This window comes from Micromonospora echinospora, from assembly GCF_014203425.1.
In the GTDB taxonomy this organism is placed as follows: domain Bacteria; phylum Actinomycetota; class Actinomycetes; order Mycobacteriales; family Micromonosporaceae; genus Micromonospora; species Micromonospora echinospora_A.
The window spans coordinates 890,708-904,934 of record NZ_JACHJC010000001.1 but is presented as its reverse complement, the minus strand read 5'-3'; the positions used below and the strand labels follow the sequence as shown (position 1 = coordinate 904,934).

General features: G+C 71.9%; 16 protein-coding genes. 14 read left to right on the top strand and 2 right to left on the bottom strand.

The window, feature by feature from the left end; all coding sequences use genetic code 11:
* The first annotated feature begins 108 nt into the window (after positions 1–108).
* On the top strand, positions 109–465 hold the full coding sequence (locus FHU28_RS04345) for an STAS domain-containing protein (RefSeq protein ID WP_073826535.1): 357 nt from the start codon (positions 109–111) through the stop codon (positions 463–465).
* Between the two features lie 10 nt (positions 466–475).
* Here FHU28_RS04345 and FHU28_RS04340 read toward each other — a convergent pair whose 3' ends face one another.
* Positions 476–1,744 carry an MFS transporter gene (locus tag FHU28_RS04340; RefSeq protein ID WP_073826538.1) on the bottom strand — a complete coding sequence of 423 codons (1,269 nt, stop codon included), beginning with the start codon at positions 1,742–1,744 and terminating at the stop codon, positions 476–478.
* Between the two features lie 49 nt (positions 1,745–1,793).
* Here FHU28_RS04340 and FHU28_RS04335 point away from each other — a divergent pair, with 49 nt between their 5' ends.
* From FHU28_RS04335 to FHU28_RS04300, 8 genes are all read left to right on the top strand, one after another.
* Complete coding sequence (locus tag FHU28_RS04335; RefSeq protein WP_184681126.1) at positions 1,794–2,486, top strand: FadR/GntR family transcriptional regulator; 693 nt, start codon at positions 1,794–1,796, stop codon at positions 2,484–2,486.
* Between the two features lie 113 nt (positions 2,487–2,599).
* Positions 2,600–3,982, top strand: coding sequence for an IS607 family element RNA-guided endonuclease TnpB (tnpB, locus tag FHU28_RS04330; RefSeq protein ID WP_184681124.1), 1,383 nt, complete (start codon positions 2,600–2,602; stop codon positions 3,980–3,982).
* Positions 3,983–4,030: 48 nt separating this feature from the next.
* Positions 4,031–4,486, top strand: a complete 456-nt coding sequence (gene mscL, locus FHU28_RS04325; protein ID WP_184681122.1) for a large conductance mechanosensitive channel protein MscL — start codon at positions 4,031–4,033, stop codon at positions 4,484–4,486.
* A 77-nt stretch (positions 4,487–4,563) separates the two neighbouring features.
* A complete protein-coding gene (locus FHU28_RS04320; protein WP_026268772.1) occupies positions 4,564–4,812 on the top strand; it encodes a hypothetical protein in 249 nt (82 codons plus the stop codon).
* A 29-nt stretch (positions 4,813–4,841) separates the two neighbouring features.
* Positions 4,842–5,207: a hypothetical protein gene (locus FHU28_RS04315; protein WP_116503364.1), complete on the top strand. Its 366-nt coding sequence runs from the start codon at positions 4,842–4,844 to the stop codon at positions 5,205–5,207.
* 234 nt (positions 5,208–5,441) lie between these two features.
* Positions 5,442–5,735, top strand: coding sequence for a hypothetical protein (locus tag FHU28_RS04310; RefSeq protein ID WP_184681120.1), 294 nt, complete (start codon positions 5,442–5,444; stop codon positions 5,733–5,735).
* The gene (locus FHU28_RS04305) at positions 5,732–6,355 is read left to right on the top strand and encodes an RNA polymerase sigma factor (protein ID WP_184681118.1); all 624 of its coding nucleotides are present in this window, start codon (positions 5,732–5,734) and stop codon (positions 6,353–6,355) included. Before FHU28_RS04310 ends, FHU28_RS04305 begins: the two co-directional genes overlap by 4 nt.
* On the top strand, positions 6,342–8,249 hold the full coding sequence (locus FHU28_RS04300) for an EAL domain-containing protein (RefSeq protein ID WP_184681116.1): 1,908 nt from the start codon (positions 6,342–6,344) through the stop codon (positions 8,247–8,249). Before FHU28_RS04305 ends, FHU28_RS04300 begins: the two co-directional genes overlap by 14 nt.
* A gap of 6 nt (positions 8,250–8,255) precedes the next feature.
* Here the strand turns inward: FHU28_RS04300 and FHU28_RS04295 are convergent, their stop codons facing one another.
* Positions 8,256–9,470: a benzoate/H(+) symporter BenE family transporter gene (locus FHU28_RS04295; protein ID WP_184681114.1), complete on the bottom strand. Its 1,215-nt coding sequence runs from the start codon at positions 9,468–9,470 to the stop codon at positions 8,256–8,258.
* 57 nt (positions 9,471–9,527) lie between these two features.
* On the opposite strand from FHU28_RS04295, the gene FHU28_RS04290 reads away from it, so the two are divergent.
* The 5 genes from FHU28_RS04290 (at position 9,528) to FHU28_RS04270 (ending at position 14,219) form a co-directional block, all read left to right on the top strand.
* A complete protein-coding gene (locus FHU28_RS04290) occupies positions 9,528–10,091 on the top strand; it encodes a helix-turn-helix domain-containing protein (RefSeq protein ID WP_184681111.1) in 564 nt (187 codons plus the stop codon).
* A 93-nt stretch (positions 10,092–10,184) separates the two neighbouring features.
* Complete coding sequence (locus FHU28_RS04285; protein ID WP_013283512.1) at positions 10,185–10,904, top strand: PP2C family protein-serine/threonine phosphatase; 720 nt, start codon at positions 10,185–10,187, stop codon at positions 10,902–10,904.
* A gap of 52 nt (positions 10,905–10,956) precedes the next feature.
* Positions 10,957–12,156, top strand: a complete 1,200-nt coding sequence (locus FHU28_RS04280; protein WP_184681108.1) for a GNAT family N-acetyltransferase — start codon at positions 10,957–10,959, stop codon at positions 12,154–12,156.
* Between the two features lie 39 nt (positions 12,157–12,195).
* A complete protein-coding gene (locus FHU28_RS04275) occupies positions 12,196–12,945 on the top strand; it encodes a ZIP family metal transporter (RefSeq protein ID WP_184681106.1) in 750 nt (249 codons plus the stop codon).
* A 128-nt stretch (positions 12,946–13,073) separates the two neighbouring features.
* The gene (locus tag FHU28_RS04270) at positions 13,074–14,219 is read left to right on the top strand and encodes a hypothetical protein (protein ID WP_184689209.1); all 1,146 of its coding nucleotides are present in this window, start codon (positions 13,074–13,076) and stop codon (positions 14,217–14,219) included.
* The last annotated feature ends 8 nt before the right edge of the window (positions 14,220–14,227 follow it).

Sequence of the window (14,227 nt, the reverse complement as noted above, 5' to 3'; positions counted from 1 at the left end):
ACTACTTGTCGCGGAGCAAAGAAATGATCGCCCGCACCTGTACCGCTCCCGTTCTGCGCGGCGGACTCGACGTGGGATACCGTTCCTCCGAACACAGGAGGTCGACGAATGTCCTTGACGGTGCACACGGAACAGCGCGGCGACGTGGTCGTCGTGTCAGTCGCGGGCGAGCTGGACATGGCCACGGCACCGCAACTGCAGGACCAGATCACGGATCTGCTGGACAAGGGACGCAACCGCCTGGTCTTCGACCTGGCCGAGGTGTCGTTCTGCGACTCCACAGGCCTGTCCGTGTTCGTCCGGGCGAAGAACAACTGCGACGAGGCCGGCGGCGTCGTCCGGCTGGCCGCCCCGCAGCGCGGCGTGCTGCGCATCCTCGAGGTCAGCGGGCTGGTCGAGGTGCTGCACACGTACCCGACTGTGGAAGAGGCCGTCGCGGGCGAACCCACCACGACCTCCTCCTGACCGGTCCTGCTCAGCGCTCGTCCTCGATGTAGCGGGGACGGGCGATCACCATGCCCGCAGCCGTCTGCACGGCCAGCGCCACCAGCAGGAAGCCGATCGGGGCGGTCCAGCCGCCGGTCGCCTCGTAGAGGATGCCCACCAGCAGCGGCCCGAGCGCGGCGATGACGTACCCGGTGCTCTGCGCGAACGCGGACAACGCCACGGTGCCCTCGGCGGTCCGGGCGCGCAGCCCGATCGTGGTCAGGATGAGCGGGAACGCGCCCTGGCCGAGCGCCAGCAGCAGCACCCACAGCGGCGCCAGGCCGCGCGGGGCCAGCGCCAGACCGGTGTACGCGGCAGCGGAGAACACGGTGAGTGACAGCACCAGCGGCCGGAGCGTGGCCAGCCGGCCGGCCAGCGTCGGCATCATCAGCGCCACCGGCACGCCCAGCGCGGTCACCCCGGCGAGCAGCAGCCCGGCCGCCTCCGGGCGGTACCCGGCGTCCCGGAAGAGCTGGGCCAGCCAGCCCATGATCGCGTACCCGCTGAGGGACTGCGCCCCGAAGTAGACAGCCATGGCCCAGCCGAGCCGGGTCCGCTCCGGGCGCACCCGCGCCGGGGCGGCGACCGCCACCGCCGGGGGCGCGGCCCGTCGCGCGGCGCGGGCCCGCAGCGCCAGCGGCACCCACGGGAGTACGGCCAGCGCGGCCAGCCCGGCCCAGACGCCGAGTCCGGCCCGCCAGGAGCCGAAGGCGTGCGCGACCGGCACCGCCGCGGCGGCGGCCACCGTCGTGCCCACCGTCAGGGCCATCGTGTACGCCCCGGTGACCAGCCCGGTGCGGTGCGAGAAGTGCTGCTTGACGAGCATCGGCAGCAGGATGTTCGCCACCGCGATGCCGGCGAGCGCGAGCGCGCTGGTGAGCACGAAGACCGCCGCCGAGCCGGTGAGCGCGCGCAGCACCTGCCCGACGGTGAGCGCCAGCATGGCGAGCACCAGCACCCGGGGCGCGGCCCAGCGGCGGACCAGCCACGGGGTGAGCGCGCCCAGCCCGGCGAACGCGATGGTGGGCAGCGTGGTGACCAGGCCGGCCATGGCCCCGGAGAGACCCAGACCGACCCGGACCTCGTCGAGCAGGGCGCCCAGGCTGGTCACCGCCGCCCGCAGGTTCAGCGCGACCAGCAGCATCCCGGTCAGCACGAGCAGACCACCCCGGACCGCGCGCGGCGCCGGGGTGGGGGTGACCGCGGACGCGACGCCCGGGGCGGGCACTGTCGCGGCGGGCGCAGGTGGCGGAGTCATGACCTCGAACCTACAATCATGGGATGAATTTCGGCATGAGGTGTAACCCGTGACACCCGCCGTGGATTCCGTCGCCGTGCCGCCGCGCGGTCACCGGGTCCGCCAGACCATCGAGCAGCTCCGGGAGCGCATCCTCGGCGGCGAGTGGCCGGTGGGCGGGCGCATCCCCACCGAGCCGCAACTGGTCGCCGAGCTGGGCGTGGGGCGCAACACGGTCCGCGAGGCGGTCCGGGCGCTCGTGCACGCCGGGGTGCTGGCGTGCCGGCAGGGCTCCGGCACCTACGTGGTGTCGACAGACGAGCTGGCGCCGGTGGTGGCCCGCCGGCTCACCGACGACCGGATGACCGAGGTGATCGAGGTCCGGCGCGCGTTCGAGGTGGAGGCCGCCCGGCTCGCCGCGCTGAGGCGTACCCCCGAGGACCTGGCGGCGCTCGACGGCGCGCTCGCGGCCCGGGAGGCCGCCTGGCGCGGCGGCCGGGTGGACGAGTTCGTCGAGGCGGACGCCGCGCTGCACACAGCAGTGGTGGCGGCCGCGCACAACGCCATGCTCGCCGAGCTGTACGCCTCGGTCGGCGCCGCGCTGCGCAGCACGGTGGCCCAGGCGATGGGCGAGGCGCTGACCCCGGAGCGGTACGTGGATCACGGCCGGCTGGTGGAGGCGATCCGGGCCGGCCACCCGCAGCGGGCGGCGATCGAGGCCGGTGCTTTTCTCGAAGGGCCCGCCGGGGGCAGCGGCTGCTGACGCACGCAAAATGTCACTGGCACCCGCTAGCTTCCTGACATGACGGGAGACCCGAAGGAGCAGGTAGTGGCCACGGCATCCTGGCCGGCGCCGTCACCTCCCGATGGTTCCGCGTGAAGACGATCCAGGCGTACCGATACGCCCTCGATCTCACCCCGACGCAGGAACGCGCAGCACTTGCGCACGCCGGAGCCGCCCGTGTGGCGCACAATTGGGCGCTCGCACGAGTCAGAGCAGTGATGTGTCAACGGGCTGCGGAGCGCACCTACGGCATCCCGGATAATCAACTCACCCCGGCGCTGTCGTGGTCGCTTCCAGGGCTGCGCAAGGAATGGAACGCCGCTAAGCGGCAGGTCGCCCCATGGTGGGCGGAGTGCTCCAAAGAAGCGTTCAATACGGGTCTCGACGCACTCGCCCGAGCACTGAGGAACTGGACCCATTCCCGCAGCGGGCACCGAGCCGGCCGACCCGCCGGTTTTCCCCGGTTCAAGTCCCGCCGACGCACTGCGCCGAGCGTTCGCTTCACCACTGGCACGATCCAGGCGGAGTTGGACCGGAAGCATATAGTGCTTCCACGGCTAGGCCGGCTGAAGCTACACGAGTCCGCCCGTAAGCTCGCCCGCCGCATCGACAGCGGGACCGCCCGAATCATGTCCGCCACCGTGCGCCGTGACGGCGGCCGGTGGCACGTGGCCTTCACCTGCGAGGTCGAGCGAACCGATCGCCGCCCGACCCAACCCCTGTCGGTGGTCGGTGTCGACCTTGGCATCAAGCATCTCGCGGTGCTCTCGACCGGTGAGAAGGCACCAAACCCCCAGCACCTGATTGGTGCACAGGCGCGGTTGCGGCGTTTCAGCCGAGCGCTGGCCCGAAAGGCCGGACCGGATCGGTGCGCCAGCCGCCACCCGTCCGGCCGGTGGGAACGGACATCCGCCCGCCTCAGCCGGGCTCACGCACGGGTGAGAAACCTGCGTCGCGACGGGTTGCACAAGCTCACCACCCGCCTCGCCCGAGAACACGGCACGATCGTGCTAGAAGACCTCAACGTCGCCGGGATGCTGCGCAATCGACGGCTGGCGCGGCATATCGCCGATGCCGGTTTTGCCGAACTGCGCCGGCAACTGGCATACAAAGCCGAGTGGTACGGCGGCCAAATGATTCTGGCCGACCGTTGGTATCCCTCATCGAAAACCTGCTCGGGTTGCGGTGCGGCGAAAGCCAAGCTGGCCCTAGCCGAGCGGACCTACATCTGCACAACGTGCGGCCTGGTACTTGATAGGGATCTCAACGCTGCCCGCAATCTGGCCGCCCTAGTCGCGAGTCACACCACCGGGAGTGGTCCGGTGGCTGGACGTGGAGCCGTCCGTAAGACCCAGCATGCTGGGCTGGTGGCAGTGAAGCGTCAACCCGGCGCTGCCTCAGCGGGTCAGACCGGGACCGTCCGGCCGCAAGGCAGGACTACCGATCGCGAGCTCACTAGAGCCGGCGATGGGTAACGGCATAGGTTGTCCCCGACACAGACTCATCAGGGCACAGGAGTACGGATGCTCAAGGGCTTCAAAGACTTCATCATGCGCGGCAACGTCGTCGACCTGGCGGTCGGTGTCGTCATCGGCGCCGCGTTCACCGGCGTGGTCACGGCCTTCACAGGCTCGTTCCTGAAGCCGCTGATCAAGCTGGCCAGCGGTGGCAGTGAACTCAAGTCGGGAACCTGGACGATCGGTGACGTGAAGTTCCCCTGGGTGGACTTCGTCAACGCGGCGATCACCTTCCTGCTGACCGCCGCCGTTCTGTACTTCCTGGTGGTCTTCCCGATGAACAAGCTGGCCGAGCGCCGGCAGCGCGGCGAGGAGCCGCCGCCCTCGGCCCCGAGCGAGGAGGTCAAGCTGCTCACCGAGATCCGGGACGCGCTGCTCGCCGGCAACCACGGCACGCCCGGGCAGCGCAGCGCCCTGGACGACGTGCTCGGCCGCCGGCAGGAGCCGCCCGCGCCGCGCTGACGCCATAACCGATCGGCCCTCGCGGGAATCCCGCGGGGGCCGACGTGTATCGAACACATGTTCGATAGAGTCCGGGCATGGAGCAGCGTAGGCACTGGTGGAACGGGAAATGGGGACGGCTCGCCCGGCGCGACGTCTTCCTCCGGGTGGACGGCGACCGCTGGCACGTGGAGCAGCGGGCCGGCGGCGCCGAGGGAGTTTCCCGGTTCTACGAGCACGCCAGCGTCGAGGAGGCGGAGGAGACGGTCCGGGCGTTGCTGGACGGCACCGACACCTGGCGCGAGCTGTCCCCCCGCCCGCCGGGCGGCTGGGCCCCGTCCGTTTAGCGTCCGCGTGGCCCGGGAACCGCTGCTGCATGAGCCAGCAGCAGGACACCGTCTCCCGGATCACCACCGGCATGCGGGTGGTCGACTCCGCGGGCGTCGAGGTGGGCACAGTCGATCTCGTCCAGCGCGGCGACCCGGCCGCGGTGACCGTGCAGGCGCCCGCCCCTGTCGACCCGGGCAGCAGCCTGGACGAGCTGATCGAGTCGGCGGCGGTGGAGGAGCCGGACGTACCGGCCGACCTGGCCGCGCGGCTGCTGCGCGACGGCTACCTCAAGGTCTCCACCGATCTGGTCCGCACCGGCGCGGTCTACGTACTCGCCGACCGGATCGCGGCGGTGAGCGACGGCGCGGTACGCCTCACCGTTCCGGCCGCGGAGCTTCCCGCCGAGGAGTGACGCCCGCCGAGGTGATGGATTTGTCACCCGCAGTAATAGGTGATCAATGCAAGTTGCCCGGAAAAGCCGCCCGTCAATCCCCTTGCGCAGAGTCCCAATGCCATGACTTTGCGCTTTAATCGCTGATGAACGACTTGATCGTTGATCTTCAAAAACATTGCGCGTGTTCTGGTATCTACATCGGCCTCTCGCCACGGATAGTAATTGGCGAACCAAGGGGGCCGAGGGGGAACAATGAACGAAGCGCTGGCGGAACCGCTCACCGGATATCAGGTGGTGGCCGTTGCCACTGCCGTCGCCGGAGCGGTGGCGGGCCTGGTGCGAGCCTACGTGGCACACCGCGCCCGAATGAACGAGGAACGCGAGGCGACAACACGCACCACAGCCCGGGTGACGTGGCTGATCCGGCTCGCGGAGGCCGACCACGACGTCGTACGGATCGTGGAGCGCGATCGCGACGGACATCGGGAGGTCGAGCTGGGCGGGCGCAGCGCGTCGAAGCCCGGGGCCGTCGAGGAGGCGGCGTGACCGACATCAAGGGCACAGCCGCTCTGACGCCGAATCCCGACGACAACGACGCTCTGCGCGAGGCCGAGGCGGCCCGCCTGAAGGCCGTTCACGACCGGGAGTTCGCCGAATTCACCGAAGGCTCGTACCACACAGTGGAACGGATCCTCAGGGCGAGATGCCGGGATCGCCAGGCGGTGGAGGACGCGCTTCACGAAGCCTTTCTGCACGGTCTGGTCGAATGGCCCAAGCTTCGTGACCACGTCCGGCCGATCGGCTGGATCATCCGCACGGCCCGATTCAAGATCATGAAGGATCACGACCGGCGCCAGCGGGAAGCCGCGGTGGCGCCGGAGGACCTCCCGCCCTCGTCCCACTCGGACATCGCGGACGCGTGGGAGGCGCAGGAGACGCTGCGCGGCTGGTTGCACCAGCTGCCGGTACGGCACGCCGAAGTGTTCCAGATGTCGAAGGAGGGCTTCTCCAACCAGGAGATCGCCCGCATCCTCGGACTGACCGAGAACAGCGTCCGCTCCTACAAGGCCGCCGCCAAGAAAGGGCTGTGCGAACTGGCGGAGAAAGCCGGCTTCACCCGATCGGAGAGCGACCGACGGCAGGGGGCCAGCCGTGGATCTCGATGACATCCTGGCGCTCGCCGAGACCACGCCCAGCCCTCTGGAGCTCGCCCGCGCCCGCCGTGTCGCGCGGACCGTGCAGAGTCAGCACGACCTCTCCCTCTCCGAGGGCTACCAGATCATCGTGGACACCGACCTTGCCGATCCCCTGACCTGGGACGCCGACGAGGCCACCCGGGTCACCCGCGCCGCCCAGTTGGCGAAGCAGGGCACCGTCACCTGGCTGTTCGGTGACGGCAGGACGGAGCGCTTCGAGCGGCTCTCCTGGTCCGACGAGATGGCGATGATCGTCGGACACGCGCCGGGAACGCTCCGCCTCACCCCGCGGGCGCTCTTCGAACTCGTTCATCCCGCCGATGTCGAGCGCGTCCTCGCCGCGGCGCGGACGGCGTGGGAGCAGGGCCGCCCCGACGAGATCGGCTTCCGGGTGGTCCAGCCCGGAGGCAGCATCCGCCACGTGTACTGCCACCTTGAGCTCCTGACCGACGCGGGTCGGCCGGTGGGCGTCATCGCCACGGGCGAGGACATCACCGCGCTCGAACTCGCCCGCCAGGAGCAGCGCCGGCTCGCCGTGCGCAGCCGGATGCTCGGCGCAGACCCGGCCGTACGGGACGTGCTCACCGGGCTCCAGACTCGCGGCTACGTGATCGACGAGGTCGACCGGGCGCGGCGTACCACGGGCGGCGCCCTGATCGTCGTGGCGACCGAGCCGGCCACCCGGCTGCCCGACGCGCCGCTCACCGACGAGGACCGGGACCAGTTGACGGCGGAGATCGCCCGGACCCTGCGCACAGTCGTCGGGGACGACGTCACCAGCGGCCTGGTGGGCTCCGGCTCGTGGGGCCTACTGCTCGCCCCCCGCGACGACGCGGAGACCGCCGAGACCCTGGCCGCCCGGATCGTGGACAAGTTCCGGAACCATCTCTTCAGCGTCCGGCAGAAGCCACTGCGGCTCAACACCTCGGCGGGTGTGGTCCATTTCGGCAACGACATCCCGGACACCGGATTCGACCTTCTCGTGGACGGCGAGCACGCGGCCCGCGACGCGCACCGCAACGCCACCGCCGTCAAGGTGCTGGAGCAGCCGGTCGCCGAGAGGGAACGGACGGACCGGTGCCGACGGCGGATTCGTCGCGCCGTCGCGGCCAACCGGTTCGCCCTCTACGCCCAGCCCATCATCGATCTCGGGCTCAATCAGGTCGCCCGCCACGAGATCCTGCTGCGCGTTCGCAGCGACACCGGCGAGCCGGTCGCGCCGTGGGCCTTTCTCGACATGGCCGAGCGGGTCGGCGAGATCCTGTCGGTGGACAAGTGGGTGATTGACCACGCTCTGGAACTGATCGGCCGCGGGGCACAGACCTCCCATTACCAGGTAAACATTTCCGGGAAGTCGCTCGCCGACCCGGGACTGCTCGCCTTCGTGACCGAGGCGATCCACCGGCATCACGTCAAGCCGGAATGCCTGACGTTCGAAATCACCGAGACCGCGCTCATCGAGAATCGCAACGAGGCGGTGGCATTCGCCACCGGGATCAGAGAAGTCGGCTGCCACCTGGCGCTCGACGACTTCGGCACCGGATACGGCGCTCTCGCCCAACTCAAATACCTGCCGGTGGACCTGGTGAAGATCGACGGCGCGTTCATCGTCGACCTCTGCCGGTCGCCGGCCGATCGGGCTGTGGTGTCGGCGCTCGTCGAGCTGTGCCACACGCTCGGCATCCGGGTCGCCGCGGAGTACGTCCAGGACCAGGAGACCCTTGACCTTCTGCGCGCCGCGGAGGTCGACTTCGCCCAGGGTTATCAGATCGGGCGGCCGGAACCGATAACTGTGGGTCAGGAGGAGGTTCAGAGCATCGAGCTCGAACTGCGGCTGCCGCCTCAGCAGACCGCCATGGGATGACTGTTGTCACCCGGTCCGGCTGGGAAGCGGCGAGGCGGCTTCCGCCTCGGGCGGCCCGGCCGGCGGGGGCACTGCAGCGCGGCGCCGGAAGAGCAGCAGCATCAGCCAGCCGGCCACCAGACCCCAGAACGCGCCGCCCACCCCGAGCAGGCTGATCCCGGAGGCGGTGACCACGAACGTCACCACCGCTGCTTCCCGCGCGTCCGGTTGGGCCACCGCCGCCGCGACCGCCCCGGCCAGCGCGCCGAGCAGCGCGAGGCCGGCGACGGCCTCGACCAGCACCGGCGGGGAGAGCAGCACCAGGGTGGTGGCCACGCCCGCGCCGAGGCCGAGCAGCGCCAGGCCGATCCCGGCGGTGACCGAGGCGATCCAGCGCCGTTCCGGGTCCGGGTGGGCGTCCGGCCCGGCGGCCAGGGCGGCGGTGATCGCGGCCAGGTTCACCGCGTGCCCGCCGGCCGGAGCGCCGAGGGCGGTGGCGAGCCCGGTCACCCGCAGCGCCGAGCCCAGCGGGGCCCGGTAGCCGTACCCGGCGAGCACCGCGGTGCCGGGCACGTTCTGGGCGGCCATGGTGACCAGGAACAGCGGCAGCGCGAGCCCGACGACGGCGGGCAGCGTCCAGGCCGGCGCGGTGAGCGCGACGACCGGCGCGGCGTCCAACCGCGCCGGGCCGGAGGTGGTGAGCGCGATCGCCACCACTGCCACGGCGAGCGCGCCGGGTACCGCCCAGCGGCGGGCGAACCGGTGCAGCAGCAGCCAGACCAGCACCACCGGCCCGGCCAGCCGGGGCACCTCCACGAGGGCGCGTACGGGTGCCGTACACAACGGCAGCAGCACCCCGGCGAGCATGGCGGAGGCGATCGGGGCGGGGATCGCGGCGACCGCGCGGCCGAGCGCGGGGATCAGCCCGGCGGCGACGATCAGCAGGCCGGCGAGCAGGAAGGCGCCGACCGCGGCGGGCCAGCCGCCGGTGACCGGTCCGGTGGCCACGAGCAGCGCCGCGCCCGGCGTGGACCAGGCGATCGACAGCGGCAGCCGGTGCCGCAGGCCGAGCCAGACCGCGCAGGCGCCGCTGGCGACGCAGAGCGCGAGCAGGCCGGAGGCCGCCTGGTCCCGGTCGGCGCCGACCGCGCGCAGCCCGGCCAGGACGACTGTGAACGAGCTGGCGAAGCCGACCAGTGCGGTCACCACGCCGGCCAGCACAGGCTGGAGTCGACCGGCCACGCTTCCCCCCTCCGCCCGTTCCGTTTACGGAACGGCACGGTGTAGCACCATAGCCCCATGACAGGTGCCCCACCAGCCGGTGACCGGAGCGCACAGGAGGTCGGCCGGCGCATCCGCGCGCTGCGCGCGGAACGTGGGATCTCCCTGTCCGAGCTGGCCCGCCTCGCGGGCGTCGGCAAGGCCACGCTCTCCGGCCTGGAGAACGGCGTACGCAACCCCCGGCTGGAGACCCTGTACGCGATCACCGCGCAGCTCGGCGTGCCGCTGACCGCCGTACTCTCCGCACCCGAACAGGCACCGACGGTACGCGGGGCCGCTGTCGGCGCAACGCTGCTGGAGGTCTTCGGCGACCGGGAGGCGACCTACGAGCTGTACCGGATGTGGGTCACCCCCGGCCCGGCGCAGCTCTCCCCCGCCCACTCCAGCGGCGTGACCGAGCATGTGACCGTCTTCTCCGGCGTCCTGCGCGCCGGCCCGGTCGACGCCCCGCTGACCGCCGGTCCGGGCGGCTACCTGCGGTGGATCTCCGACGTGCCGCACACGTACGCGGTGGTGGGCGAGGAGGAGGTCCACGCGAGCCTGCTGCTGCGTTATCCTCGGCCGTCCACACCGGACAGTTGACACATACCCAGGATGCAAGCGGATGACATTTCTTTCAGCAGACCCGCCACCGCGTAGAGACGCGGAGCCGTTCTTCTTGGCAAGCTTGTCCTCATGACGCTCATCCTCCGCTCGGCCATCCTCAACGACGTCGGCCTGGTCCGGACCAACAACGAGGACTCCGCCCTCGCCGGTGACCGCCTCGTGGCGGTGGCCGACGGCATGGGCGGGCTCCCCGCCGGCGAGGTGGCCAGCGAGATCGTCATCCGGATCCTGGACGAGCTGACCCCGCCCACCGGCGCCGACGAGGCGGCCGACGCGCTGCGCGCCGTGGTCAGCACCGCAAACCAGCGCATCCGCGCGGCCATCACTGTCGACCCGGCCCGGGACGGCATGGGTACGACGCTGACCGCCGCCCTGCTCGCCGGCGACACCCTGGTGCTCGCCCAGGTCGGCGACTCCCGCTGCTACCTGCTGCGCGACCACGAGCTGACCCAGCTCACCCGCGACGACACGTTCGTGCAGGCGCTCGTCGACCAGGGCGCGCTCTCCCGCGACCAGGCCCGGCACCACCCGCAGCGCTCACTCGTCACCCGAGCGGTGCAGGGCTCCGACGCGCCACCCGCAGTCGGGGCGCTCACCGTGTTCCCCGGCGACCGGCTGCTGCTGTGCAGCGACGGCCTCTCCGACTACGTGGAGGACGCCGCCATCGCGGCGGCGCTCGCCACGTACGGCGACCGCCAGCAGTGCGGCGAGCAACTGGTGAAGCTGGCCCACCAGGCCGGCGCGCCGGACAACGTGACGGTGGTCATCTCGGACGTCACCGAGGCATGAGCGGGCGGCCTTTCCGGTTGCGGACCGCGCCCGGTGCGGTTGGGATGAATGGATGCACATCCGCCGGCTGGCCGCCGATGAACGACTGACCACCAGCTTCCCGCTCCAGGCGTACGCGTTCGAGGCCTCGCCGATGGGCGCCTCCCGGACCGACCAGTTCCGCGCCTACCTGCCGTACAACGCCGGGAACACGACGCTCGTGGCCGAGGAGGACGGGGTCACCGCGGCGGCGGCCTCGGCGATCCCGATGCGGCAGAACCTGCGCGGCGCGGTGCTGCCGATGGCCGGTGTCGCAGGTGTGGCCACCCATCCGCTGGCCCGCCGGCGCGGGCACGTCCGCACGCTGATGCAGCAGCTCCTCGACGGCATGCGGGACGAGGGGCAGCAGCTCAGCGCGCTGCACCCGTTCCGCGCCTCGTTCTACGAGCGCTTCGGCTACATCGGGCTGCCCCGGCGGCGTACCGCTGTCTTCAACCCGGCGGACCTGGCGCCGCTGCTGCGGGCCGAACTGCCCGACGAGCTGGTCTGGGAGCGGATCGGCGCGGGGTACGCGCGGTGGCGCGCGTACACCGAGCGCTGCCTGCGCGAACGGCACGGCTTCGCGGTCTTCCCGGACTTCCGGGCGGTCGGGCTGCGCGACCGGGACGACCGCTGGCTGGTCAGCGTGGTGCGCGGCGGCGAGACGGTCGGCGCTGTCACCTACCGCATCGACGACCACGCCGGCACGCTGCACGCCGACGACCTGCTCGTCGACGACCCGCACGCGCGGACGTCGGTGCTCCAGTTCTTCGCCCGGCACGTCGACCAGGTCGCCCGGATCAGCGTCCAGATTCCCCCTGACGAACTGCCCGAGCTGTGGCTCACCGACCTCGACGTACAGGTGGAGGCACGGGTGGCCCGGCCCGACCCGACCGCGCCGATGGCCCGGCTGCTCAGCCTGGACGCGCTCGCCGACCAGCCGGTCGGGGTCGGCCGGGTGCTGGTCGAGCTGGTCGGCGACCGCTGGCTCGCCGGGAGGCACCTGCTCGACGGCACCACCGGCAAACTGGCGGTGCTGCCCGCGCAGACCACCGCGGAGGGCGGCTTGCCGGCCGCCCGGCTCACCGCCGCCGGGCTGTCCGCCCTGGCGTACGGCGTGCTCGACCCGGCCGAGGTGGTCGTACGCGGCCTGGGTGACGTCCCGGTGGACGCAGCAGGTGAGCTGCGCCGCCTCTTCCCGCGCGAGCTGCCGCACCTGTTCGCCGACTTCTGACCCGGTTGGCGGCACGCGTCCGGGGGTAGGGTCCAGCGCGTGCCGGAGTGGCTGGAAGCGGGATTCTGGGGCCTGCTCGCCGGGTCGGCCCTGCTGATCGGGGCGGCCGTCGGGTTCTTCGCGCGCGTACCGCGCCCGGTGACCGCCTCGGTGATGGCGTTCGGGGCAGGCGTGCTGCTCTCCGCCGTCTCGTTCGAGCTGATCGACGAGGCGCACGAGCAGGGCGGGCTGCTGCCGGTGGTGATCGGCGCGGCGGCCGGCGCGCTGCTGTACACCGGGGCGAACGTGCTGCTGGCCCGGCACGGCGCGCGGCACCGCAAGCGCTCCGGCGACGAGCAGCCCTCCGAGCGGGAGCAGCCCGGCTCGGGTACGGCGATAGCGGTCGGCGCCCTGCTCGACGGCGTACCCGAATCGGTGGTGATCGGCGCGAGCCTCCTGGCCGGCGGACCGGTCAGCCTGGTCACCGTCATCGCGGTGTTCCTCAGCAACGTGCCGGAAGGGCTCTCCAGCGCGGCCGGGATGCGGCAGGCCGGGCGCACCCGGCGCTACGTGTTCGGGCTGTGGGCGGCCATCGCGCTGATCTCCGGCGCGGCGTCGCTGGCCGGGTACACGCTGCTCGGCGGCGCGCCGCCCGAGGTGCTGGCGACGATCACGGCGCTCGCCGCGGGCGCGATCCTCGCGATGATCACCGACACCATGGTCCCGGAGGCGTTCGCGGACGCGCACCTGCTGGTCGGTCTGATCACCGTGCTCGGCTTCCTGGTCGCGTTCGCGTTGTCGCACGCCTGACCGTCGCGCGCGGCGCCGGGGGCGCTGCCTGCCGCCGCGCGGCCGCCGGCTGCGGCTTAGCGGCGGGTTAAGGATCGGCTGTGGAGTCGTGCCCGGGCGGCCGGTCCTCCTAGCATCGGGCGGTGCGCGTGAAGTCGGCTGTCACTCTGCTCGTTCTCGCCCTGGCGACGGCGACGCTCCCCGCCTGCGGCGACGATCCGGCCCCCGCTTCCGCCCCGGCTGCCACCACGCCGGCTGCCCCGGATGCCGCCCCGGCGGCGTCCCCGAGCAGCCGGGCCGGGCTGGGCAGCGCCCGGCCGAGCCCCACCCCCGCCACCGTGGCGTTCCGCGCCGGCAACCCCGCCGGCCGGGCGAGCGTGCCGGCCGAGGCGCGGGCGGTGGACACCTCGCGCCCGACCCGTACCGTCGGCAGCGGCACCCCGGCGAGCTGCACGTCCGAGGCGGTGGTGAAGGCCGTCGCGGCCGGCGGCGTCATCACCTTCGACTGCGGGCCCGCGCCGGTGACCATCACCATGAAGGCCACCGCCAAGGTGGTGAACTCGCACGGCCCGCGCATCGTGCTGGACGGCGGCGGCAGGGTCACGCTCAGCGGCGGCGGCAAGCGCCGCATCCTCTACATGAACACCTGCGACCAGGCGCAGGGCTTCACCACCTCGCACTGCCAGAACCAGGACCATCCGCAGCTCACCGTGCAGAACCTGACGTTCACCGACGGCGACTCCACCGGCGAGCGGACCGAGGGCGGCGGGGGCGGCGCGGTCTTCGTCCGGGGCGGGCGGTTCAAGGTCGTCAACTCGCGGTTCATCGGCAACCGCTGCGACCGTACCGGCCCCGACCTGGGCGGCGCGGCGGTGCGCGTGCTCAGCCAGTTCGAGAACAAACCGGTGTACGTGGTGAGCAGCACCTTCACCGGCGGAGTGTGCGCCAACGGCGGGGCGCTGAGCAGCATCGGCGTCTCCTGGACGGTGCTGAACAGCGTCTTCCGGGACAACCGGGCGGTCGGCACCGGCGCGAACCCGGCCCGGGGCGGCACCCCCGGCGGCGGCAGCGGCGGCGCGATCTACTGCGACGGCAACGAGTTCGCGGTACGGATCGCCGGCACGGTGATCGAGGACAACAGCGCGAACGAGGGCGGCGGCGCGATCTTCTTCGTCAGCAACAACCGCACCGGCACGCTGGCGATCGACAGCTCGACGCTGCGCCGCAACCCGAGCAGAGGCTTCGAGACCAAGGGCCACCCCGGCATCTTCTTCCTGGGCGCCCGCATCTCCTGACTTCCCCC

Bases quoted from the DNA above. Each gene is read 5' to 3' on its own strand.
- FHU28_RS04285 (WP_013283512.1), top strand. From the start codon at position 10,185: ATGACGCTCATCCTCCGCTCGGCCATCCTCAACGACGTCGGCCTGGTC.
- FHU28_RS04310 (WP_184681120.1), top strand. From the start codon at position 5,442: ATGAACGAAGCGCTGGCGGAACCGCTCACCGGATATCAGGTGGTGGCC.
- FHU28_RS04320 (WP_026268772.1), top strand. From the start codon at position 4,564: ATGGAGCAGCGTAGGCACTGGTGGAACGGGAAATGGGGACGGCTCGCC.
- FHU28_RS04340 (WP_073826538.1), bottom strand. From the start codon at position 1,744: ATGACTCCGCCACCTGCGCCCGCCGCGACAGTGCCCGCCCCGGGCGTC.
- FHU28_RS04345 (WP_073826535.1), top strand. From the start codon at position 109: ATGTCCTTGACGGTGCACACGGAACAGCGCGGCGACGTGGTCGTCGTG.
- FHU28_RS04290 (WP_184681111.1), top strand. From the start codon at position 9,528: ATGACAGGTGCCCCACCAGCCGGTGACCGGAGCGCACAGGAGGTCGGC.
- FHU28_RS04280 (WP_184681108.1), top strand. From the start codon at position 10,957: ATGCACATCCGCCGGCTGGCCGCCGATGAACGACTGACCACCAGCTTC.
- mscL (WP_184681122.1), top strand. From the start codon at position 4,031: ATGCTCAAGGGCTTCAAAGACTTCATCATGCGCGGCAACGTCGTCGAC.
- FHU28_RS04315 (WP_116503364.1), top strand. From the start codon at position 4,842: ATGAGCCAGCAGCAGGACACCGTCTCCCGGATCACCACCGGCATGCGG.